Below are 21,907 nucleotides of genomic sequence, written 5' to 3' on the forward strand. Positions count from 1 at the left end.
GCTCACGGTGGGCCTCTCTGGGCGAGGTCGGCGACGTCGCCGACCTTCTGCCTGACCTTCCGTTGTGCACGAGCGATCGGTTCGCGCATCCACCGATGCGTCACGAAGTCGAACCGATGGCCTCGAAGGAACGAACACTTCGCCCGAGAAGGTGCTCCGTGTCCGGATCAGCTCACCCGGGCGAGGTCGTCCGTGCTGCCGTCGTCGTCCGCCAGGGCGCCCTCGCCGACCGCCTCGTCGATCGTCCCCGCCCCCGCGCGCCACAGGCGGGCGTAGGCGCCGTCGCGGGCGAGCAGCTCGCCGTGCGTGCCCTCCTCGAGGATGCGCCCGCCGTCGATCACCACGACGTGGTCGGCCCGCGCGGCCGTGGCCAGGCGGTGCGCGACGACGAACGTGGTGCGCGGCGCGGCCAGCCGCTCGCCCGCGGCCAGCACCGCGGTCTCGGTGGCCGGGTCCAGGGCCGCGGTGGCCTCGTCGAGCAGCAGCAGGCGCGGGTCGACCAGCTCCGCGCGGGCCAGCGCGACGAGCTGGCGCTGACCGGCCGACAGGCCGCCGCCGCGCTCGCCCACCGGCTGGCGGAACCCCGCGGGCAGCGACGCGATCATCTCGTAGGCGCCGACGTCGCGAGCCGCCTGCTCGATGCGGGCCGGCGTGGCCGCGGGGTCGCCGTAGGCGATGTTGGAGGCGACGTCGCCGACGAACAGGTGCGCCTCCTGCGGGACGACGCCGAGGCGCCGGTGCAGGGTCGGCAGGTCGTGCTCGCGGATGTCGACCCCGTCCACGAGCACGGTGCCCGCGGTGACGTCGTAGAAGCGCGCCACGAGCTTGACCACCGTCGACTTGCCCGCGCCCGTCGCGCCCACGAGCGCCACGGTCTGCCCCGCCGGGACGTGCAGCGAGAAGTCCGACAGCGCCGGGGTCTCGGCGCCCGCGTAGGAGAACTCGACGTCGCGCAGCTCGACCTCGCCGCGCAGGTCGTCGAGCACCACGGGGTGCGCGGGCTCCGGCACCGACGTCGGGGTGCGCAGCAGCTCGGCGATGCGCAGCAGGCCGATGCGCGCCTGCTGGTAGCCGTCGAAGACCTGGGAGAGCTGCTGCACCGGGCCGAAGAACATCGCCAGGTAGAGCAGGAACGCCGCGAGCACGCCGGGGGAGAGGCCGCCGGTGGCCACCCGCGCCGCCCCGACGCCCAGCACCGCCGCCTGCGCGAGGTCGGAGAGCATCGCCGCGAACGGGAAGTACGTCGCGATCAGGCGCTGTGCGCGCAGCCGGGCGCGGCGGTAGGCGTCGCTGTTGTCGGCGAACGTGGCCGCCGACCGCCCCTCGTGGGTGTGCGCCTGCGCGACCCGCAGGCCCGCGACGTTCTCCTGCAGGTCGGCGTTGACCACGCTGATGCGCTCGCGGGCCTCGGCGTAGGCCGCCGACGACAGCCGGCGAAAGACCACCGTGGCCGCGACGAGCACCGGCATGACGGCCAGCGACACGAGCGCCAGCTCGAGGTCGGTGACCAGCAGCGCGACCGCGACACCGATGATCGTGAGCACGGCGACGACCGCCTGCGCGAGCCCGGTCTGCAGGAACGACGACAGCGCGTCGACGTCCGTGGTCATCCGGGTCATGATCCGGCCGCCGAGCTCGCGCTCGTAGAAGTCGAGCCCCAGGCGCTGGAGGTGGGCGAAGCTGCGGGTGCGCAGCAGGAACAGGCGTCCCTCGCCCACCCGGGCGGTGAGCACGGTCTGGGTGGCGACCACCACCCAGTCCAGCGCCACCACCCCGACGCCCAGCCCGACGGCGAGCCAGAGCACGTCGATCGAGCCGGCCTGGATGCCGCCGTCGACGGCCAGGCGGGCCAGCGACGGGAACGCCACGGTGGCCGCCGCGTCGAGGGCGACGCACAGCACGACGAGCGCGAGGGCCCAGCGCACGGGACGCAGCAGCCGCCCGAGGCGGAAGTCGGGGTCCGGGGCCGTGGGGTCCTCGCCGTGCAGGTCCGGGTCCTCGGTGGCGGGCGGCAGCCGGTCGAGCGCCTTGCGGATCTCGGGCGGGGCGGTGCCGTCGACCCCGCCGAGGGCCTCCGACCCGACGGCGACGACGGCCGGCGCCGGCGGGGGTGCCGGCCGGTCGGGCGCCGGGGCGTCGGGCCACAGCGACGGGGTGATCGCCGTCCCCGCGGTGGCGGGGGTGTCGGCCGGCTCGGGCTCGTCCTCGGGCACCCAGCCGGTCTCGTCGATGCGCTCGGCCGGCCCGGCGAGCAGCTCGCGGAACAGCCGGCAGCGGCCCTCGAGCTCCTCGCGGGTGCCGACGTCGACGACGCGGCCGCCGTCGAGCACCGCGATGCGGTCGGCGAGCGTGAGCGTGGAGCGCCGGTGCGCGATGACCAGCGTCGTGCGCTGCGCGGTGACCGTGCGCAGGGTCTCGCCGATCGCGGCCTCGGTGGTGGCGTCGACCGCGGAGGTGGCGTCGTCGAGGACCAGGACCCGCGGGTCGTAGAGCAGGGCGCGGGCGAGGGCCACGCGCTGGCGCTGGCCGCCCGAGAGGGTCAGGCCGCGCTCGCCGACGCGGGTGTCGTAGCCCTCGGGGAGCTCGCGGATGAACGCATCGGCCTGCGCGGCCTCCGCGGCGGCGTGGACCTGCGCCTCGGTGGCGTCGGGGGAGCCGTAGGCGATGTTGGCGAACACGGTGTCGGAGAAGAGGAAGGCCTCCTCGAACACCACGCCCACCGCCCGGCGCAGGGCCTCGAGGCGCAGGTCGCGCACGTCGACGGCGTCGCCCGGCGGCCCGAGGCGCAGGGACCCGCCCTGCAGGTCGTAGAACCGGGGCGCGAGCAGCGAGATCGTCGACTTGCCCGAGCCGGCCGTGCCGACCACCGCCATCGTCTCGCCGGGCGCGACCGTCAGCGACAGCCCGTCGAGCACCGGCTCGCTGCGGGCGTAGCCGAAGCGCACGTCGTCGAGCTCGACGCCGAGGGGCCCGTCGGGCACCTCGCGGGCGCCCGGCGCGTCGACGATCTCGGGCTGGGAGTCGATGAGCTCGTAGACCCGCTCGACGCCGGCGCGGGCCAGCTGCCCGGTGACGACGAGGCTCGCGACCAGGCGCGCCGGGCCGACGAGCGCGGCGATGTAGCTGGTGAACGCGACGAACACGCCCAGGGTGATCTGGCCGTTGAGGGCCATCGCGCCGCCGAGGGCGAAGACCCCGAGCTGCCCGACGGTGGGCAGGGCGGAGAGCGTGGGCGTGAGGCGGGAGTTCAGCCACGCGGCCCGCAGGCGCTCGGCGTAGAGGCGGCGGGCGGCCTCGCGCAGCCGGCCCGTCTCGTGGGCCTCCTGCCCGAAGCCCTTGACGACGCGGACGCCGGTGACGGCCTCCTCGACGTTCTGGGCGACCTCGGCGGCGCGCTGCTGGGCCGCCCACGTCGCGGGGAAGAGCTTGCGGCGCATGCGGCCGGTGAACACGATCCCGGCCGGCAGGACGACGAAGGCGACGAGCGTGAGCAGCGGCGAGAGCCACAGCATGATCGCGATCGAGACGACGAGCTGCCCGAGCGTGCCCGCGACGAGCGGGACCATGCCGAGCAGGCCCTGGACCTGCTGCAGGTCGGAGTTGGCGCGCGAGACCACCTGGCCGGTGCGCAGCGCGTCCTGCTTGGGGCCGTCGAGGCGCGACACGGAGCCGAAGACCCGGCGCCGCAGGTCGTGCTGGACGCCGAGCGAGAGCCGCCCGCCCAGGTAGCGGCGCAGGAACGCCGCGCCGAAGCGGACGACGGCGATGACCGCCATGGCGGCGACGAGCACGCTCAGCCCGGCGGTGGAGCCGGCGACGGCGCGGTCGACCGCCGTGCCGATGAGCAGGGGTCCGACGGCCTCGAGGCTGACGCCGAGCACCGAGGCGGTGAGCGCGGCGGCCGTGAGGCCCCGGTGACGCCAGCAATCGCGGGCGAGACGGCGGACCCAGCCGCGGCCCCGGTCGGCGCCGTGCTCGTGGGTGTGGCCGAGGGTGCGCTCGGTGGTGCGCTCCGTGGTGTCCTCCGGGACGTGGTGGTGGTCTGCGGGGCGGTGCGGCACCGTCTCCCGCCACCAGGTTAGGACGGCACCCCGACAGCCCGCCCCGCCGCGAGGTGGGGCACGGGTGATCGGCCGCCCCGGAGATGACGTACCCCCGGCGTCGTGGTCCAATGACGCCGTGCGCCACTTCCTGCTCGGCCCCCTCTGGGAGAGCCGCCGCGCGCACGTGTTCGACCAGTGGTGTACCCGGGCCTGACGAGCTGACCGTCGCGTGCCGCCCGGCCGCGACGTCCCCTCGCCCGCGCGTCGCACCCCATCCTCCCGGCCCGTCCCGCCCGGTGACGTGTGCGCGCGGACGCCCGCACCCGGAGGACGACCGTGACCACCCTGGTGGACACCCCTGTACGACCCGCCCCGACCGGCCCGTTCGCCCGGCCCCGGACCCGCCGCGCGGACCGCCGCCGCTGGCAGGACGGCCCGACCCCCGCGAGCCTCGACGACCTCACCGCGATCACCCGCGAGGTGGCGGCCGAGGTCGAGGACGGCCGCCACGGCGTCGAGGTCGACCCCGTGCACCGCTGGTCGCGGCGGCTGCACGCCGACGATCACCTCGACGTGTGGCTCATCTCCTGGACCACCGACCAGGGCGCCGAGCTGCACGACCACGGCGGGTCGATCGGCGCACTGACCGTCGTGCGCGGCGCGCTCACCGAGTGGCGCTGGACCGCGGGCAGCGACGACGACGGCACCTGCCCGGCCGAGGAGCTGCACGCCCGCGGGCCGGGCCTGCGCCGGCGCGTGCTCGACCCCGGCCGCAGCGTCGCGTTCGGCCTCGGCCACGTGCACGACGTCACCAACCGGGCGGTCGAGACCGCGGTGAGCGTGCACGCCTACTCCCCGCCGCTGTCGGCGATGTCGTACTACCGCGTGGAGGCCGGCGTGCTGCGCCGCACGCGTTCGGAGCTGGTGGCCCCGGGGCAGGCGCCGGAGTGAGCGCCGTCGCCGACCTGCTCGCCCGGGCGCGGGCCCGGCTGCAGCGCCTCGACCCCCGCGACGCCGCGGCGGCCGTGGGCGACGGGGCGCTGCTCGTCGACATCCGCCCGGGCTGGCAGCGCCTCGACGAGGGCACGGTGCCCGGCGCGCTGGTGATCGAGCGCAACCACCTCGAGTGGCGCCTCGACCCCACCTCCGACGCCCGCATCACCGAGGCGACCGACCACGACCGGCAGTGGATCGTGCTGTGCTCCGAGGGCTACACGTCCTCGCTGGCGGCCGCCGCGCTGCAGGACCTCGGCCTGCACCGGGCCACCGACGTCGCCGGAGGCTTCCGGGCCTGGGCGGCGGCGGGGCTGCCGACCGCGCCCGGCTCCGACGAGCGCCCCGACTACGCGCGTGACCCTGGCCCGTCACACGACGACGCGACATGATCCGGGGCGTGGACACGCCCGAGACCTGGATCACCCCGCTCACGCCGCTGGCGTTCCTGCGCCGTTCGGCGGACGTGTACCCGGACAAGGTCGCGATCGTCCACGGCACCGCGCGGCACACGTACGCCGAGTTCGCCCGCGCCGCCCAGCGCCTGGCCCGCGGGCTGCGCGCGAGCGGGGTCGGGCCGGGCGACCGGGTGGCGTGCCTGCTGCCGAACGTGCCGGAGATGCTCGTCGCGCACTTCGGGGTGCCGCTGGGCGGGGCGGTGCTGGTCGCGGTGAACACGCGGCTGTCGAGCGAGGAGGTGCGCTACATCCTCGACCACTCGGGCGCGACGGTGCTGGTGGTCGACTCGACGCTGCGCAGCGTCGTCGACCCGGTGGCGGACTCGCTGGAGACGGTGCGCGAGGTCGTCACGCTGGTCGACGAGCAGGGCCCGGACGCCGGCGCCACCGCGGACGGGGCGAGCTGGGAGGACCTGCTCGTCCGCGGCGACGGGGACGCGGATCTGCCGTGGGAGGTCGAGGACGAGCGCTCGACGATCAGCATCAACTACACGAGCGGCACCACCGGGCGCCCCAAGGGCGTGCAGTACCACCACCGCGGGGCGTACCTGAACTCGCTGGGCGAGATCGTGCACTCGTACCACGACCCGGCGAGCGTCTACCTGTGGACGCTGCCGATGTTCCACTGCAACGGCTGGTGCACGCCCTGGGCGATCACCGCGATCGGCGGCACCCACGTCTGCCTGCGCGAGGTGCGCGGCGACGCGATCTGGGCGCTCATCGGCGAGCACCGGGTCACCCACCTCAACGGCGCACCCACCGTCGTCACGACGATCATGAACGCGGCCGAGGCCCGGACCCTGGACTACGCGCTGGTGGTGACCACCGCCGGGGCGCCGCCGAGCCCGACCACCATCCTCGAGATGGAGAAGATGGGCTTCCGCATCGTCCACGTCTACGGCCTGACCGAGACCTACGGGCCGTACACGGTGTGCCAGTGGCAGGAGGACTGGCGCGGGCTCGAGGAGCACGAGCGCGCCCGGCTGCAGTCCCGCCAGGGCGTCGGGATGCTCATCGCCGAGCCGGTGCGGGTGGTCGAGGTCCTGGCCGAGGACGCGAGCGACTGGTCGTCGGTCGAGCTCGTGGACGTGCCCGCCGACGGGCAGACGATGGGCGAGATCGTCATGCGCGGCAACAACGTCATGTCCGGCTACTTCCGCGACCCCGACGCGACGGCGAAGGCGTTCGCGGGCGGCTGGTACCACTCCGGCGACCTCGGCGTCATGCACACCGACGGCTACGTCGAGCTGCGTGACCGCGCCAAGGACGTCGTCATCTCCGGCGGCGAGAACATCTCCACCGTCGAGGTCGAGCAGGCGGTGCTCTCGCACCCGGCGGTGCTCGAGGCCGCGGTGGTCGGGGTGCCCGACGAGCGCTGGGGCGAGCGGCCCAAGGCGTTCGTGGTGCTGCGCCAGGGCAAGGCGGCCGAGCCGGGCGAGATCATCGACCACGTCAAGGGCGCCATCGCGCGCTACAAGGCCCCGCGCGACGTCGAGATCGTCGAGGAGCTGCCGAAGACCTCGACCGGCAAGATCCAGAAGTTCGAGCTCCGCGCCAAGGAGTGGGGCGACTCCGGCACCCGGATCCGGGGGTAGGCCAGTGTCAGCGAAGTGGCTTCGCTGACGTTGAGTGTCCGTATCGGCACTTCGATCACCGCCGCTCGCCTCGCGGCGCCGACCGCCCCGCCGCCCCGGTCCCGGGCGGCGCATGGGTGGGGGTGCCCGCGGGAACGGGGCCCGCGCGGCGGAGGATGTCCGTCGCCGGTCACCCACGAGGAGCGAGGGCGCGTGAGCGAGGAGTCCGTCGAACGGGGCGAAGCCGTCCTGGACAACGACATGACGAGCCTGGACACCGAGCCGGCCGTGATCACGGACGAGGACCGCATGGGCGCGGACCCCCTCGAGGACGGCATGGACGCCCCGGAGGGCTACAGCCGCGACGTCCGGCTCGGCGGCACCCGCGAGTGGGAGACCACCGACCCGAGCATCGACTACCGGCTCCCGCAGGAGCAGCCGGACGTGACGGCCGAGGAACCGCCCGACCGGCCCCTGTCCGCGACGCCGATCGACGACCTCGACGAGTCGATCGACGACCCGGAGAACGCCGTCGACGGGGTCGGCGGCGGTGTGGTGCTCGACGCCGAGGGCGCCGACGGGGTCGCCGCCGACGAGCAGCTCGTCGAGGACGGCCGCGAGGTCCAGCTCGGCCTCTCGTCCGCGCCCGGCGCCGCCGAGGCGACGGGACTGCCCGCCGACGACACGGTCGGCGAGGTCGCCGCCATCGACCGCGAGCCCGGCACGGTCGAGGAGCAGGCGCTGCGCGTGGAGCAGGAGCACTGAGCGCCGACGGGGCGCCGCGTGGCGCCGGGGTGCCGCGGGTGAGCCGGCCCGTCGCGCTCGCGGCCGGCGCGGTGGTGCTCGCCCTCATGCTGCTGCTGGTCGGGGCGCTGCTCGGCGGCTACCGGCCCTTCGCCGCGCAGCCCGACGTGCTGACGTTCGGCGCCGGCGGGGACCTGGAGCAGTTCGTGCTCTTCGACGGCCAGTGCGCCCGGGGGGAGCTCGTCTCCGGGGGCAACTTCGGGGCGTCGGCCGACGCGCAGTGCGGCACGCCCCACGACGTCGAGGTGGTCGCGGCGCGGACGCCGATCGACCAGGGCCGCCCGGTGGCCTACCCCGGGGAGCCCGCGATGCGCGACTTCGGCCGGGCCTTCTGCGCGCTGTTCATCGACTCCGACCTGCTCGTGCCCTCCTCGAGCGGCGTCGACCGTGCGGACCTGCGCATGACCGCGATCGTGCCGAGCGAGGCCGCGTTCGACGACCCGCGCTCCGCGGGATCGGTGTCCGGGGCGCGCCAGGTGAGCTGCGTGATCTCGCGGACCGACGGGGAGGAGCTCACCGATCGCTTCTCGGTGATCTGAACGGCCGAGTGGGTGTGGTGCAGGTGAGCTATTGCCCCATGTGGGTGTGATCGCGAGCATGGCCCGGCATGAGCACCCTTCCCGCCGGAGCGAACCGTCGGGCGCTCAAGCGCCGCGCGGTCGTCGCGAGCACGGTCGGCACCACCATCGAGTGGTACGACTTCTTCCTCTACAACACCGCGGCCGCGCTGGTCTTCGGGCCGCTGTTCTTTGGCACCTCGTCGGTCGGCGGTGTGCTGGCCTCGTTCTCCCTCCAGTTCGTGGGCTTCGCGGCGCGCCCGATCGGCGCGGCGATCTTCGGGCACTTCGGCGACCGGATCGGGCGCAAGTACAGCCTCGTGGCAACGCTCCTGCTGATGGGCGGCGCGACCGTGCTCATCGGTTTCCTGCCCAGCTACGAGACGATCGGTGTGTGGGCCCCGATCCTGCTGACGGTGCTGCGGGTGGTGCAGGGCATCGGCGTCGGCGGTGAGTGGGGCGGCTCGGTGCTCATGGCCATGGAGTGGGGCCACCGCCGCCAGCGCGGGCTGCTCGCCGCCTGGCCGCAGACCGGCGTCCCCCTCGGGCTGGTCACCGGCACCGTTGTGCTCTACCTCTTCTCCGACACCGCATCGTTCCTGACGTTCGGCTGGCGCATCCCGTTCATCGCCAGCGTGCTGCTCATCGCCGTCGGCCTGTGGGTCCGGCTCTCGGTGCTCGAGTCGCCGGCGTTCGCCCAGATCAAGACGGCGGGCAAGGTCGTCAAGATGCCGCTGGTCGACACGCTGAAGACGCAGTGGCGCGACGTCCTCAAGGCGATGTTCGTCCGCACCGCCGAGCAGGCGCCCTTCTACATCTTCACCTCGTTCGTCCTGACCTACGGCGTGAAGCAGCTCAAGCTCCCGCAGACCGAGATGCTGGGCTATCTCGCGATCGCCGGGTCGTTGGGCATCGTCAGCGTGCCGTTCTTCGGATGGCTCTCCGACCGGATCGGCCGCCGCCTCGTCTACGGCGCGGGGGTGGTGCTGACGGGGCTCTACGCGTTCCCGTACTTCGCGCTGCTCAACACGCGCGCCGGCGGGCTCGTCCTCCTGGGGATGGTGCTCGGTCTGATCTTCCACGACATGATGTACGGCCCCCAGGCGGCGCTGATCTCCGAGAGCTTCGGCACCGGCATCCGCTACACCGGTGCCGGCCTCGGCTACCAGCTCGCCTCGGTCACCGCGGGCGGGCCGGCACCGCTGATCGCCACCGCGATCCTGGCCGGCACCGGCTCGACGACCTGGATCTCGATCTACATCATCATCTGCGCGTTCGTGTCGCTGGGCGCGCTGGTGCTCATGCACCCCCGCCCGCCCGAGGCCGACGAGGCCGACTTCGCCTCCGAGGACGAGGCGGGGCAGGACACGATCCGGGGGGCCGCGCAGGCCTGAGGCGCGGCATCCTGGGTGGGATGCCGATCCGCCCGCTCACGCCCGAGGCCCTGACCGACGAGATCGTGGCTGCCGTCGATGCGGCCGGGCCCGGGTACGTGCGGGTGCTCGTCGACGGGGCCCCGCCCGCACGGCCGGAGGTGCTCGCCGACGCGCTGGTCGACCCGCTGCGCGTGCGCTCGCGGCCGGTCGTGCGGGTGTCGGCGTGGGAGTTCTTGCGTCCGGCGTCGGTGCGCCTCGAACGGGGGCGCACCGACCCGGACTCGTTCTACGACGACTGGCTCGACGCCGGCGGGCTCGTGCGCGAGGTGCTCGCGCCGCTGGGCGCCGGCGGCAGCGGGTGGGTCCTGCCGCGCCTGTGGGACGTCGCCGTCGACCGGGCGGCGCGCGCCGAGCGGGTGGACCTCCCGCCCGGCGGCGTCGTGGTCGTCGACGGGCCCCTGCTGCTCGGCCGCGGCCTGCCCGCCGAGCTGACCGTGCACCTCGCGCTCTCGGCCACCGTGCTCGCCCGCCGCACCCCGCCCGACGAGGCGTGGACGCTGCCGGCGTACGCCCGCTACGCCGACGAGGTCGACCCGCTGGCCGTCGCCGACCTCGTCGTGCGCGCCGACCACCCCGACCGCCCGGCGCTCCAGAGCTGACCGACTCGTCCCCTGTGACGCTCCTATGGGCGTCAAGGTCGTGAGGGGCGGGTTTCGAGCTGTCGGTAGAGCTGTCGGGCGATGTAGCGCTTGAGGCAGCGTCGGATTTCGCGGTCGGTCTTGCCTTCGCTTCGGCGGCGGTCGATGTAGTCGCGGGTTGGCTGGTGGTAGCGCTGTCGTGAACCGCCCCGGCGTGTCCGGAGACCTGATCGTCTGAGGAGATCTGGTCATGACACGTCGGTCCCAGCCGCCCTATCCGCCGGAGTTGCGGGAGCGGGCGGTGCGCATGGTCGCCGAGGTTCGGGCGGACTACGAGTCGCCGTGGGCGGCGATGAACGCGGTCGCCGAGAAGCTCGGGGTGGGCACCGGGGAGACGGTGCGCAAGTGGGTCCGTCAGGCTGAGATCGACGGTGGTGTGCGCCCAGGCGCGACGAGCGAGGAGTCTGACGAGCTCAAGCGGCTGCGCCGGGAGAACGCCGAGCTCAAGCGGGCCAACGACATCCTGAAGGCGGCCTCGGCTTTCTTCGCGGCCGAGATCGACCGGCCACCGCGACGCTCGTGAAGTTCATTGACGAGCACGCCGCCCGCAGCAGTGCGGGCCGGCGGTGGGGCGTCGAGTCGATCTGCACCGTGCTCGGCGAGCTCGGTGTGTCCATCGCCCCGTCCACCTACTACGAGGCCCGCAAGGCTCTTGCGGCCGAGCCCACCGCCCAGGCATGTCGCGACGAGCAGCTGAGCGTCGAGGTGGCCCGGGTGCACGCCGAGAACTACGGCGTCTATGGCGCCCGCAAGGTCTGGGCCCAGCTCAACCGCGAGGACATCCCGGTCGCCCGCTGCACCGTGGAGCGGCTGATGCGCGCCCAGGGCCTGGCCGGAGTCCGCCGCGGCCGCCGGATCCGCACCACCATCCCCGGCGATCAAGCCCGAGCCCGCGACCTGGTGGGCCGGCGCTTCAACCCGGCCGCACCGGACCGGTTGTGGGTCGCGGACTTCACCTACGTCCCGACCTGGTCCGGGATGGTCTACGTCGCCTTCGTCCTCGACGCCTACTCCCGGCGCATCCTCGGCTGGCGCGCCGCCACCACGATGCGCACCAGCCTCGTGCTCGACGCCCTCGAGCAAGCCGTCTGGACCCGCCGGCAGGAAGGCATCACCGAGCTCGGAGGCCTGGTGCACCACTCCGACGCCGGCTCCCAGTACACCTCGATCGCCTTCACCGAACGCCTCGCCGAGGCCGGTGCCGCACCCTCGGTCGGCTCGGTCGGCGACGCCTACGACAACGCGCTGGCCGAGTCCACCATCGGACTGTTCAAGACCGAGCTGATCAAGCCGCGGGCGCCCTGGCGCACCGTCGAGCAAGTCGAGATCGCCACCCTCGAGTACGTCGACTGGTTCAACCACCGCCGACTACACAGCACCGCCGGCGACATCCCACCCGTCGAGCTCGAGCACGCCCACTACCGTCAACACCACGCCCAACCCGAGCCCGAGCACTCAATCCCATAGCTCTCCGGACACGCCGGGGCGGTTCAGTTCGAGCAGGTCAGGCCGCCAGGAAGTGACCACGGCGCGGATCGCGCGCTCGTGCTGGGCGGCTTCCTGCTCGAGAGCGCGCACGCGTCCGGCGATGGCCTTGAGTGTGCTCAGCGCGGTGAACACCTCGACCTGGCTGGCGGTGTGCGCGGGCCGCAGCCGTAGCGCGGTGGCGAGCATGGTGCGGGTGCCCTGCCCGCGGAATCGGGCCCGGACCCTGTCGGGGGCGGTGACGACCAGTGCGTGAAGCTGGTTCTGGGCCTCGGTGCTGGCCGCGACCGCGGCTCGGCGGGCGGCGAGCAGGATCTGCAGCGCGTTGCGTTCAGCGCCGCCGCGGGGAGCGGCGAGTCGGGCGCGGGCCAACGCGTCGCGGGCGGCGCGGACCGCGTCGATCGGGTCGGACTTCGCCCCACCTCGTCGTGGCGGGCGCGCCGGGCGGTCAAGCTCGACGACCAGCTCCCCGCGGGCGCCGAGCTCGTTGGCCAGCCCGGCGCCGTAGCTGGCTGAGCCTTCCAGGGCCCAGGCCCGCAGTCCGCCGTGCGCGTCGGCGAGTTCGACGAGTTCCCGATAGCCGTCCGGGTCGGCGGCAACGGTGGTCTCGGCCAGCACCGCGCCGGTCGAGGCCAGCACCACCGCGGCGGTGTGGGTGTGCTTGTGGGTGTCGACGCCGATGACGACGTCGACCAGGTCTGCGAGCATGGACAACGGCGTTCTCCTTGACCGGGAGGGACGTGGGTTCCGGTCCGGCTGGAGAGCACGGCAGGACTGTGACGGGACACGCCAGCGCCTACTGGCGGTCAAGCTCCTGATCAGGCCAGCAGCTCCCGGCCGGGCCGGCGCCGAAGGCAGCAGACGGACAAGTCACACCCAAGGCACCCAGAGGGCCATCCAGCGTGGGAGTCACGCCCACCACCAACGCCACCAGCCCACCACACCGCGAACCGGCGCTCTCACCCTCACAGCCAGCGTGGGGGCCACGCTGGCGTCCAACGCCAGCAAAGGCCCCACGATCACCGCCGGTCGTCGGCGCCCTCGGTCGCGTCGCGATGGGCCTCCCGGTAGCGGGTCCACACGTCGGGGCGGAGCCGGCCGCGCTCGGGGACGTCGATGCCGGCGGCCCGTGCCCAGGCCCGGACTTCCGCGGTCGAGGGCGAGGGCGGGGGCGAGGGCGCGGTCGAGCCCGGGAGCTCGGACGTCGCGCCGGGGAGTCGCGCGCCGATCACGTGCTCGTCGTGCGCCCAGGCCAGGGCGGCGGCGAGGAAGCGGTAGGTCCACTCCTCGGCCAGCGGGCGGGTCTCGGCGAAGACGATCGGGACGCCGGGCCACCGGACCTGGAGCTCGGCCAGGGAGTCGGCCACCTGGGCCGGACGGACGTGGCGCTGCGCGAACACCTGTGACCAGCGGTCCTCGACGACCACGGCTGCGCGGGGAAGCGCGGCGAGCTCGCCGAGGGCGAACCGCAGTCGGCCGCTCGCGACGCTCGAGATCAGGTCGGGCAACGACTTGCGCTCGACCGAGGCCACCAGGGCGTCTCCCAGGACGAGGCCGTAGTCGCCCGCAGCAAGCGCACGTCGGACGATCCGGACCTGTTGGGACGCGAACCGGTAGGGGTAGCGCTCGTGGGCGTCGACGACGATCTCGATCTCGTCGCCACCGGCGCCGACGGCACGGGCGGTGGGCGTGCGGACCTGTGGCCGGGCCTGCTTGCGGGTGCGCGGTGACTGCCAGAAGACCATGTCCCGCCCGCGACCGCGGGTGTAGACGATCTGGGACCGGTTCTCCCGGGATCGGTCGAGCACGACGTCGATGGCGGCCCCGCGGCGCGCGCACGACCGCAGCCCGACGCGTTCGACGACCTCGAGGTCGTCCCCGGCCGGCCACTCGTCGGGTTCCGCCGGGTGGCAGTAGAGGGCCTTGGTGCGCGGCCAGGTGTCCGACGTGCGGAACAGCAGCCCGTCGCCGAGAGGCAGCCAGAGCAGGAAGCCGAGCGACGACCCCGGGTCGGGGTTGCGGGCGATGACGAGCTCCGCCACGACGACGACCCTAGCGACGCTGGATCAGCGGATCGAGCACCCCGGGTTGAGTGTCCCCTCCGGGTCCAGCGCCGCCCGCACGCGCCGCAGGACGTCCAGGGCCACGGGATCGCCGAGCTCCGCCAGGTGGTGGGCCTTCGCCCGCCCCACGCCGTGCTCGCCGGACACGGCCCCGCCCAGCGCGATCCCGGCCGCGAAGACGTCGTGCAGCGTCTGCGCCAGCCGCTCGGGGTCGGGCTGGAACACCGCGAGGTGCACGTTGCCGTCGCCCGCGTGCCCGCAGCCCAGCACCCGCGCGTCGTGCGCGTCACCGGCGGCCCGGGCGCGGGCCAGGAACGCCGCCATCGCCGAGCGGGGCACGACGAGGTCGACGATCTCGTCGGCGCCCGCCGCCTTGACCGCCCAGAACGCCTTCTCGCGCGCCTCGACCAGCCGGCGCGCCGCGCCCGCGGGCAGGTCGAACACCTCGCTCGCCCCGAGCGCGGACAGGACGTCCGCGAGCTCCTCGGCGTCCTCGTCCACCCGCTCCTGGCGGCGCCCGGCGAGCTCGACCAGCAGGTGGTCGGCGTCGAGGAGCTCCTCGGGCAGCCCCAGCGAGAGCCCGGCGTTGGTGCAGATCGCGCGCATGGTCGGGCCGTCGAGGTACTCGCACACCGTCGGCGCTAGCCCGGCGCCGACCACCCGCCCGACCGCGGCGGTGACCTCCTCGGCGGACGAGAACGGCGCCAGGACCGTGCCCCGGGCCGGCAGGGCGGGGTGCAGCCGCACGACCACCTCGGTGACCAGCGCGAGCGTGCCCTCCGAGCCGACGAGCAGCTGCGTGAGGTCGTAGCCCGTCGAGAGCTTCGCCAGCCGCCCGCCCGTGCGCACCAAGGACCCGTCGGCGAGCACCGCCTCGAGCCCGAGCACGTGCGCGCGGGTGACGCCGTAGCGCACGGCGCGCATGCCGCCGGCGTTGGTGGCGACGGTGCCGCCGAGCGACGCCGACTGCTCGCCAGGGTGCACGGGGTAGGTCAGGCCGTGCTCGCCGGCCGCGGCGTCGAGCACCTCGAGGGCCACGCCCGGCTGCACGACCGCGACGCCGTCGACCGGGTCGATCTCGAGGACCCGGTCCATCCGCGCGAACACCACGAGCACCGCGCCGTCGTCGGGCGTCGCGGCGCCGGACAGGCCGGTGCCCGCCCCGCGCGCCGTCACCGACGCGCCTGCCGCCCGCGCGGTACGCACCACGGCCACGACCTCGTCCCGGTCGCCCGGACACACGACGTACGCCGGCTTGCCCGGGGGCACGCCCAGCGCCTCGTCGGCGCAGAGGTCCGCGACCGACGGGTCGTCGCCCGCCACGACGTGCTCCGCGCCGACCGCCTCGACGAGCTGGGAGAACATCCCCGTGGTCTAGCACGGACTGCTACGGTCCGGGGTGATTGCAGAACGCAACCACCAGGAGGCGCGCCGATGGGCCGGCTGATCTACTCCATGATGACCTCGCTCGACGGCTACACCGCGGATGCGGACGGCGACTTCGGGTGGGGCCTGCCCGAGGACATCGCGCTGCACCGCTACCTCGAGGAGCTCACCCGCCCGCTGAAGACGTTCCTCTACGGCCGGCGCATGTACGAGACGATGGTCTTCTGGGAGACCGCCCACGAGCTGCCGGACGAGCCGCCCGAGATGGCGGAGTTCGCCCGCACCTGGCAGGCGGCCGACAAGATCGTCTACTCGCGGACCCTCGACGAGGTGTCCAGCGCGCGCACCCGCATCGTCCGCGACTTCGACCCCGACGAGGTGCGGGAGCTGAAGGAGGGCGACGGCGACCTCGGCGTCGACGGCCCCGGCCTCGCCGCCACGGCGCTGGCGGCCGGGCTGGTCGACGAGGTCGGGCCGATCGTCGCGCCCGTCGTCGTCGGCGGCGGCACGCCGTTCCTGCCCGCGGGCGTGCGCCTCGACCTCGAGCTCGTCGGCGAGCGCCGGTTCGACAGCGGCGGGGTGCACCTGCAGTACCGGGTCCGCCCCTGACCCTCGACGCTGGTTAGCGTGGGTCCATGGTGGTCCGCGACGCCCCGGTCGTCTCGCACGTCGAGCACCCCGAGCAGGCGCGCCACGCGCGGCGGGTCGAGGTCGTCGACGTCACCGACCCGACGCCGCGGATGCGCCGCGTGCGCCTCGCGGGCGACCTCGCCGACCTCGTCGTCGCCGGGCCCACCGACCACGCCAAGCTCTTCTTCCCGACCGCGCCGGGGCAGGAGCCGGCGGAGCCGGAGTTCTCGGCGCGCGGCCTCGTCGCCCCGCCGGTCGGCGCGCCGCGGCCGTACCGGGAGTACACGCTGCGCCGCCACGACCCGGTGGCCGGCACCGTCGACGTCGACCTCGTGCGCCACGGCGGCGGGCTCGCCGGGGCGTGGATCGAGGACCCGCGGGGCGCGCTCTGGCTGCTCGGGCCCCGGTCGAGCGCGGTCGTCGACCCCCGCGACTGGTACCTGCTCGGCGGCGACGAGACCGCCCTGCCGGCGCTGGCGCGCTGGGTCGGGCAGCTGCCGGCCACGGCGCGCGTGCACGTCGTCGCCGAGGTCGCCGACGCCGCCGAGGAGGCGTACCTCGGGGACGTCCCGGCGCACGTGACCGTCGACTGGCGCCGTCGCGACGGCGCGGCGCCGGGGACGACCACGCTGCTCGACGACGCCGTCGCCGCGTTCACGCCGCCGGCGGGCGAGGGGTTCGCGTGGATGGGCGCCGAGGCCGGCGCCCTGCGCCCGGTGCGCCGGCGCCTGCGCGCGCTGCTGCCCACCGCCGCGGTCGACCTCGACGGCTACTGGCGCCGCGGCGTCGAGGGCACCGGCCTGGGCTGACACGTGAGTGATCTTTGGGCCTATAGGCCCAAAGATCACTCACGTCGCGGGGACGCGGCGGATCCAGAGCAGCCCCAGGATCGGCAGGACCACGGGGACGAAGCCGTAGCCCACACCGAAGTCCGACCACACGGTCGGGTCGGGGAAGTCCTCGGGCCGCAGCAGCGACAGCGTCCCGATGCCCAGCACCCCGACGAGCTCGACCACCACGGCCGCCAGCGCCACCCGCCGCGCGCCCCGCCCGAGGGCCACCGCCGCCACGAGGTAGACCGCCGCCGCGAACGCCGAGAGCAGGTAGGCCTCCGGCGCGCGCTCGAACTGCACCCCGATCTGGTAGAGCGCCCGCGCCCCCGCCGAGATCACGAAGACGACGTAGACCACGAGCAGCACCCGGCCCGGCCCGGCGGACAGCGAGCGCGTCTCAGGCACGGGTCACCGTCCACACCTGCCCGGTGCGCAGCGACAGCACCGCCAGCGTGACCCCGGCGACGGCCAGGACGATCGAGCCGTAGCGCGTGCGCTCGCCGTGGGCCAGGGCCGCGCCGATCGGCAGCGCCACGAGCGTCGCGATCAGGTAGCCGACGATCTCGACCACCGCGCCCGCCGACCGCCCCGGCTCCACGAACAGCCCGACGACCAGGACCAGCGCCTGCACCAGCGCCACGGCCTCGAGCACCAGCAGGCCGAGGCGGTGGCGGACCGTCGGGGCCTGGCCGAGCGCGGCGGACACCGCGCACCACAGCGCCCACGCCAGCGCGAGCGCGAGCACCACGAGGGTGAGGCCGACGATCACGCGCGGCAGCCTACGAGCCGCTCAGGAGGCGTGCTGCGTCCCGGCCTCGCGGCGCGCGTAGGACACCGCGGTCATCGCCGCCCGCACGGGCGCGAGGACGGACGCCCAGTCCGCCTCCGACCCGCCCGAGCGCAGGGCGATCAGCGCCCGCGCGCACAGCGCGGCCTCGTGCGCGGCCCACAGCACCGGGTCCCGGTCGGCCGGCGGCGTGCTCAGCTCGTCGACGACGGCGGCCAGGTGCTCGTCGAGCGCGGCGAGGGACGTGGTCGGGGCGCTCATCCCGTGACCCCCGCCTCGGCGAGGAACGCCGCCATCGCCTCGACGCTGCGGAAGCGGTCGACGTCGAAGTCGTCGAGCGGGAGCCGGCACCCGAAGGTGTCCTCGATCCCGACGATCAGCGTCACGAGCGCGAGCGAGTCGAGCAGTCCGGCCGCGACGAGGTCGGTGTCGGACGAGGGCACGTCGACGCCGAGCTGGTCGCGGACCAGATCCGTCAACTGCGCGATCACGCTCCCGGGTGGGGCGTCGGGCACGGTCACTGTCCTCCTGTCGCGGCGCCGGCGGGAGCGAACCGCTCCCGCAGCGCCGGCCGATCGATCTTGCCGTTGACGTTGTGGGGCAGGTCCTCGAGCTCCGCCCAGCGCGCGGGCAGCATGTAGCGCGGGACGAGGTCGGCGAGGGCGCGGCGCACGTCCGTCGGGGGCAGGACGTGGCCCTCGGCCACCGAGTAGGCGCCGCAGATCGTCGTGCCCTCGAAGCCGCCGGTGTCCACGCCCACCACGGCGCACTCGCGGATGCCGGGCACCGTGGCCAGCGCCGCCTCGATCTCGCCGAGCTCGATGCGGTAGCCGCGGCTCTTGACCTGCGAGTCCGCGCGCCCGAGGAAGTGCACGATCCCGGCGTCGTCCACGCGGGCGAGGTCGCCGGTGCGGTAGATCCGCTCGCCGTCGGGCCCGGTGACGAAGGCGGCGTCGGTCTTCTCCTGGTCACGCCAGTAGCCCGGGGACAGGCCCACCCCGCCGATGTAGAGCTCGCCGATCTCGCCGGGCGGCACCTCGCGGCCCTCCTCGAGCACCAGCAGGCGCTCGCCGTCGCACGGCACACCGATCGGCACCGGGACGGTCTCGTCGGCGGGCACCTCGGGCACGTCGAAGAACGACGACGCGATCGTCGCCTCGGTGGGGCCGTAGAGGTTGGTGAACCGCACGTGCGGCAGCTTGCGCATCCAGTGCGCGAGCACCGGCGTCGGCAGCACCTCCCCGCACCACAGCAGCCGCTCGAGCGCGGGGAAGTCGTCCTGGCCCACGGCGTCGAAGCGCGCCAGGTAGGTCAGCACGCTGGGCACCGAGAACCACTGGGTCAGCGCGCGGTCGCGGATGAAGGCCGCCGTGCCGCGCGGGTCGATGCCCAGCGACCCGGGCACCAGGTGCAGCTCCGCGCCGGCCGACAGCGTCGCGTAGATGTCGAACGTCGAGAGGTCGAAGTGCAGCGGCGGGTGCCCGGACACGCGGTCGCCGGCGCGCGTGCCGAAGTGCCGCACCGCCCAGTCGACGAACGCGAGCACCGTGTCGTGGGTGATCATCACGCCCTTGGGCACGCCCGTGGAGCCCGACGTGAACAGCAGGTGCGCGAGCTCGGCGGGGGCCACGTCCGGCGCCCCGTCCGGCGCGGCGAGCAGGTCGGCGCGCGTGAACGTGCCGGGCGCGTCGTCCAGCGACCCCACCACCGGCGGCGCACCCGGCATCTCGGCGAGCACCGCGTCGAGCAGCGGGCGCGACGGCGCGTCGACGAGCACCACCGCGGGCTCGGCGGCGCCGACGATCCGCGCCACGCGCGACGCGGGCCCGGCCGGGTCGACGGGCACGTACGCCCCGCCGGCGCGCAGCGTCCCGATCAGCGCGGCGATGGTCCACGGCGCCTTGTCGGCCAGCACACACACGCGGTCGCCGTGGCGCACCCCGTGCGCGAGCAGCACGTGCGCGACGCGGTTGACCGCGGCGTCGAGCTCGGCGTAGGTCATCACCTCGTCCCCGGCGGCGCCGCCGACGAGCGCGGGGAGGTCGGCGTGACGCTGCGCCGAGTCGGCGAGCAGGTCCTGCAGGTGCCGCACGCCCGGCCTCACGCCCGCGCCGCCGCGCTCGCGCGGGCGAACACCTCACCGGCGTGGGCGAGGTCCTCGGGGTCCGGCGGGATGTCCAGCACGAACACGTCGGTGCCGCGCTCGAGGTGCCGGGCCACCTCGGCGGCGACGCGGTCGTGCGAGCCGACGAGGTAGGGGCAGAACGTCTTGTAGTTCTCGAACGGCCCGAGCCAGTAGGGGTCGGGCTCGGCGCCGAGGTCGGGCGTCTCCGCCGGGGCCTTCGCGCGGGTCGCCAGCTGGTGGTGCCAGTGCGAGTCCGAGACGCGCATGGCCATGGCGTGCGCGACCTGCCCGCCGCGGTCGGGAGGGAAGCGCTCGTGGGCCACGCGCCACGCCTCGTCGGCGTCGTCGCGGGCGATGAGCCCGACGCGCACCCCACCGCCGGTGGGCACCTCGCCGGTCTCGGCGCCCAACGGCTCCGGGTAGCGGATCGGGGTCGCGCCGATCTCCTCCGCGGCGGCGCGCCCGGCGGGCGACGACCCCGAGATCAGCAGCTCGGGCATCAGCTCGGGCGGCAGGGCGGGGGCCAGCTTGAGGTTCTCGACGTGGTGCCAGCGCCCGTGGTGGGTGACGGTCTCGCCGCGCAGCAGGGCGGTGAGGATCCGCGTGTACTCGACGGTGCGCGTGTAGCGGTCGTCGTGGGCGGTGTCGTCGCCGAGCGCGAGCAGGTCGTTGCGGAACCCGCCGGCGAGCATGTTCAGGTGCACCGCACGCCCGTGCAGGTAGGCGAGCGAGGACACCATCGACGCGGCCGTGTACGGGTGCATGTACACCGGCTGGACGGCCACCAGCGGGGCGAGCCGCTCCGTCGCGGCGATCGCGGTCTGGGCGACCAGCCACGGGTCGGCGATGCCGTTGTCGGTGTAGACGAGCATCCCCGCGCAGCCGGCCTCCTCGCTCCACCGGGCCGTCGCCGCCACCGCGGCCAGGTAGTCGCCCGCGGGCACGTCCTTGGACTGCGGGCACGTCGAGTAGACGGTCGGGCTCATGTGGTGGTGTCCCCTCCTCGGTACAGCAGGTGGTGGCCCATCCACCACTCGCCGTCCAGCCGGGTCAGCAGTGATTCCTCGGTGTCGAGCGCCGCGAGGAGGCTGGTGTCCTCGCTGTCGGCCAGCGCCCACGACGCCGACCGGATCAGGCAGCGCCGCGTCCGCACCGCGTCCGCGAGCGGCGCCTCGAGCCGCCCCGCGACCGCCACGGCACCGCGGGCGTCGGCGTCGGCGATGACGTGGTCGAGCACGGGCCCCGGGTCGGGGCCGACGGCGGCGAGCTGCTGGACCTGCATGATCCCGCCCGCCGGCGCGAACGCCACGTACCAGCCCCGCACGCGCCCGTCGTCGCCGCGCACGAGCCGGCGCACGACCTCCCCGCGCACGGGCGCCACCGCCTCGAGCTCGGTGAACACCGCGTCGAGGTGCGCCGCGTCGTAGTCCGGGTGCAGGCGCCAGCGCCGCGGCGCGTCCGCCATCTGCTCGAGCAGCGCGTCGACCGTGAGCAGCTCGGACGTGAGGCCCTCGGGCATCGCGGGCGCCAGGCGGGAGGACACGCGCGGGATCCGGCGGGCGAGGGCGTCGACGCCCGCCCCGACGCTGCGCAGCGGGCCCGGCACCGGCCGGCCGCGGTCCTCGAGCCGGGCGGTGATCGTGGAGGTGGGGCGCAGCACCCGGTACCAGCCGAACGAGGGCGCGGTGCGCACCCGCCCGCGCAGCGTGCGCCAGATCCGGCGCATGAGGTCGGTCGCGCCGTCGGTGACGGTCAGGTCCTGGGGGCCGCGCATGTAGGTGCGCGCGAGCAGCGCGCCGACCCCGGGGTTCGACGGGTCGGCCGCGAGCTGGCCCGAGCAGCCCACCCGCAGCAGCCGGCCGTCGAGGCGCACCCGCCGCGGGTACGACCCGAGGAACCCGATGATGCTCCCGTCGCGCGCCTCGCTGACCAGCGCCGGGATCTCCGGGTCGACCCACGGGGCGTCGAGGCACAGGCGCGCGATGTAGTCCGCCAGGCCCGCGGGGGCCGTGTCGTTCCCGGTGCGCCGGACCCGCTCGTAGAGCGCGGCCACCGCCGGCAGGTCCTCCCGGGCGAGGGGACGGATGGTGCTCAT

General features: G+C 74.7%; 21 protein-coding genes. 10 read left to right on the top strand and 11 right to left on the bottom strand.

Annotation, left to right across the window (positions count from 1 at the left end):
- Positions 1–167 precede the first annotated feature (167 nt).
- A complete protein-coding gene (locus tag ACQPX6_RS07885; protein WP_433786691.1) occupies positions 168–4,061 on the bottom strand; it encodes an ABC transporter ATP-binding protein in 3,894 nt (1,297 codons plus the stop codon).
- A gap of 318 nt (positions 4,062–4,379) precedes the next feature.
- Here ACQPX6_RS07885 and ACQPX6_RS07890 point away from each other — a divergent pair, with 318 nt between their 5' ends.
- The 8 genes from ACQPX6_RS07890 to ACQPX6_RS07925 all read left to right on the top strand — a co-directional run bounded on the left by ACQPX6_RS07890 (position 4,380) and on the right by ACQPX6_RS07925 (position 11,970).
- Positions 4,380–4,994, top strand: a complete 615-nt coding sequence (locus tag ACQPX6_RS07890; protein ID WP_433786693.1) for a cysteine dioxygenase — start codon at positions 4,380–4,382, stop codon at positions 4,992–4,994.
- On the top strand, positions 4,991–5,428 hold the full coding sequence (locus tag ACQPX6_RS07895) for a rhodanese-like domain-containing protein (protein WP_433786696.1): 438 nt from the start codon (positions 4,991–4,993) through the stop codon (positions 5,426–5,428). Before ACQPX6_RS07890 ends, ACQPX6_RS07895 begins: the two co-directional genes overlap by 4 nt.
- Positions 5,425–7,089, top strand: a complete 1,665-nt coding sequence (locus ACQPX6_RS07900; RefSeq protein WP_433786697.1) for an acyl--CoA ligase family protein — start codon at positions 5,425–5,427, stop codon at positions 7,087–7,089. Before ACQPX6_RS07895 ends, ACQPX6_RS07900 begins: the two co-directional genes overlap by 4 nt.
- Positions 7,090–7,281: 192 nt before the next feature.
- Positions 7,282–7,833 (top strand): hypothetical protein, encoded by a 552-nt coding sequence (locus ACQPX6_RS07905; protein ID WP_433786698.1) that lies wholly within the window; start codon positions 7,282–7,284, stop codon positions 7,831–7,833.
- A gap of 38 nt (positions 7,834–7,871) precedes the next feature.
- The gene (locus tag ACQPX6_RS07910) at positions 7,872–8,411 is read left to right on the top strand and encodes a hypothetical protein (protein WP_433786700.1); all 540 of its coding nucleotides are present in this window, start codon (positions 7,872–7,874) and stop codon (positions 8,409–8,411) included.
- 68 nt (positions 8,412–8,479) lie between these two features.
- Complete coding sequence (locus tag ACQPX6_RS07915) at positions 8,480–9,823, top strand: MFS transporter (protein ID WP_433786701.1); 1,344 nt, start codon at positions 8,480–8,482, stop codon at positions 9,821–9,823.
- Between the two features lie 20 nt (positions 9,824–9,843).
- A complete protein-coding gene (locus ACQPX6_RS07920; protein WP_433786702.1) occupies positions 9,844–10,464 on the top strand; it encodes a uridine kinase in 621 nt (206 codons plus the stop codon).
- Between the two features lie 229 nt (positions 10,465–10,693).
- A protein-coding gene (locus ACQPX6_RS07925; RefSeq protein WP_433782182.1) for an IS3 family transposase occupies positions 10,694–11,970 on the top strand; the annotation gives its coding sequence in 2 pieces (ribosomal slippage) (positions 10,694–10,982 and positions 10,982–11,970; 1,278 coding nt in all).
- Here the strand turns inward: ACQPX6_RS07925 and ACQPX6_RS07930 are convergent.
- The 3 genes from ACQPX6_RS07930 to ACQPX6_RS07940 all read right to left on the bottom strand — a co-directional run bounded on the left by ACQPX6_RS07930 (position 11,959) and on the right by ACQPX6_RS07940 (position 15,416).
- On the bottom strand, positions 11,959–12,696 hold the full coding sequence (locus ACQPX6_RS07930; protein ID WP_433786703.1) for an IS110 family transposase: 738 nt from the start codon (positions 12,694–12,696) through the stop codon (positions 11,959–11,961). The genes ACQPX6_RS07925 and ACQPX6_RS07930 overlap by 12 nt on opposite strands.
- A 311-nt stretch (positions 12,697–13,007) precedes the next feature.
- Complete coding sequence (locus ACQPX6_RS07935) at positions 13,008–14,030, bottom strand: ERCC4 domain-containing protein (protein WP_433786704.1); 1,023 nt, start codon at positions 14,028–14,030, stop codon at positions 13,008–13,010.
- 24 nt (positions 14,031–14,054) lie between these two features.
- Positions 14,055–15,416, bottom strand: a complete 1,362-nt coding sequence (locus tag ACQPX6_RS07940) for an FAD-binding oxidoreductase (protein WP_433786705.1) — start codon at positions 15,414–15,416, stop codon at positions 14,055–14,057.
- A gap of 69 nt (positions 15,417–15,485) precedes the next feature.
- Between ACQPX6_RS07940 and ACQPX6_RS07945 the strand changes: the two genes are divergently transcribed.
- Complete coding sequence (locus ACQPX6_RS07945) at positions 15,486–16,046, top strand: dihydrofolate reductase family protein (RefSeq protein WP_433786706.1); 561 nt, start codon at positions 15,486–15,488, stop codon at positions 16,044–16,046.
- 26 nt (positions 16,047–16,072) lie between these two features.
- A complete protein-coding gene (locus ACQPX6_RS07950) occupies positions 16,073–16,876 on the top strand; it encodes a siderophore-interacting protein (protein ID WP_433786709.1) in 804 nt (267 codons plus the stop codon).
- Between the two features lie 39 nt (positions 16,877–16,915).
- On the opposite strand, the gene ACQPX6_RS07955 is transcribed toward ACQPX6_RS07950, so the two are convergent.
- Genes ACQPX6_RS07955 through ACQPX6_RS07985 form a run of 7 tightly spaced genes read right to left on the bottom strand, consistent with a single transcriptional unit; the run spans position 16,916 to position 21,907 of the window.
- Positions 16,916–17,305 (bottom strand): hypothetical protein, encoded by a 390-nt coding sequence (locus ACQPX6_RS07955; protein ID WP_433786710.1) that lies wholly within the window; start codon positions 17,303–17,305, stop codon positions 16,916–16,918.
- Positions 17,298–17,669, bottom strand: a complete 372-nt coding sequence (locus tag ACQPX6_RS07960) for a hypothetical protein (protein WP_433786712.1) — start codon at positions 17,667–17,669, stop codon at positions 17,298–17,300. Before ACQPX6_RS07960 ends, ACQPX6_RS07955 begins: the two co-directional genes overlap by 8 nt.
- A gap of 21 nt (positions 17,670–17,690) precedes the next feature.
- Positions 17,691–17,948, bottom strand: coding sequence for a hypothetical protein (locus ACQPX6_RS07965; protein ID WP_433786714.1), 258 nt, complete (start codon positions 17,946–17,948; stop codon positions 17,691–17,693).
- On the bottom strand, positions 17,945–18,202 hold the full coding sequence (locus ACQPX6_RS07970) for an acyl carrier protein (RefSeq protein WP_433786716.1): 258 nt from the start codon (positions 18,200–18,202) through the stop codon (positions 17,945–17,947). The genes ACQPX6_RS07965 and ACQPX6_RS07970 overlap by 4 nt, the downstream gene beginning before the upstream one ends.
- Before the next feature lie 2 nt (positions 18,203–18,204).
- Positions 18,205–19,779 carry an amino acid adenylation domain-containing protein gene (locus ACQPX6_RS07975; protein ID WP_433786717.1) on the bottom strand — a complete coding sequence of 525 codons (1,575 nt, stop codon included), beginning with the start codon at positions 19,777–19,779 and terminating at the stop codon, positions 18,205–18,207.
- Between the two features lie 8 nt (positions 19,780–19,787).
- Entirely contained in the window at positions 19,788–20,798 is a 1,011-nt protein-coding gene (locus tag ACQPX6_RS07980; protein ID WP_433786719.1) for an LLM class flavin-dependent oxidoreductase, read from the bottom strand.
- Positions 20,795–21,907, bottom strand: coding sequence for an N-acetyltransferase family protein (locus ACQPX6_RS07985; protein WP_433786720.1), 1,113 nt, complete (start codon positions 21,905–21,907; stop codon positions 20,795–20,797). Before ACQPX6_RS07985 ends, ACQPX6_RS07980 begins: the two co-directional genes overlap by 4 nt.

The organism is Actinomycetospora sp. CA-101289, from assembly GCF_050955895.1.
In the GTDB taxonomy this organism is placed as follows: domain Bacteria; phylum Actinomycetota; class Actinomycetes; order Mycobacteriales; family Pseudonocardiaceae; genus Actinomycetospora.

Excerpts from the sequence above, each read along its gene's own strand:
- ACQPX6_RS07900 (WP_433786697.1), top strand. The coding sequence starts at position 5,425 with ATGATCCGGGGCGTGGACACGCCCGAGACCTGGATCACCCCGCTCACG.
- ACQPX6_RS07915 (WP_433786701.1), top strand. The coding sequence starts at position 8,480 with ATGAGCACCCTTCCCGCCGGAGCGAACCGTCGGGCGCTCAAGCGCCGC.
- ACQPX6_RS07920 (WP_433786702.1), top strand. The coding sequence starts at position 9,844 with ATGCCGATCCGCCCGCTCACGCCCGAGGCCCTGACCGACGAGATCGTG.
- ACQPX6_RS07930 (WP_433786703.1), bottom strand. The coding sequence starts at position 12,696 with ATGCTCGCAGACCTGGTCGACGTCGTCATCGGCGTCGACACCCACAAG.
- ACQPX6_RS07940 (WP_433786705.1), bottom strand. The coding sequence starts at position 15,416 with ATGTTCTCCCAGCTCGTCGAGGCGGTCGGCGCGGAGCACGTCGTGGCG.
- ACQPX6_RS07945 (WP_433786706.1), top strand. The coding sequence starts at position 15,486 with ATGGGCCGGCTGATCTACTCCATGATGACCTCGCTCGACGGCTACACC.
- ACQPX6_RS07950 (WP_433786709.1), top strand. The coding sequence starts at position 16,073 with ATGGTGGTCCGCGACGCCCCGGTCGTCTCGCACGTCGAGCACCCCGAG.
- ACQPX6_RS07965 (WP_433786714.1), bottom strand. The coding sequence starts at position 17,948 with ATGAGCGCCCCGACCACGTCCCTCGCCGCGCTCGACGAGCACCTGGCC.
- ACQPX6_RS07980 (WP_433786719.1), bottom strand. The coding sequence starts at position 20,798 with ATGAGCCCGACCGTCTACTCGACGTGCCCGCAGTCCAAGGACGTGCCC.
- ACQPX6_RS07985 (WP_433786720.1), bottom strand. The coding sequence starts at position 21,907 with ATGAGCACCATCCGTCCCCTCGCCCGGGAGGACCTGCCGGCGGTGGCC.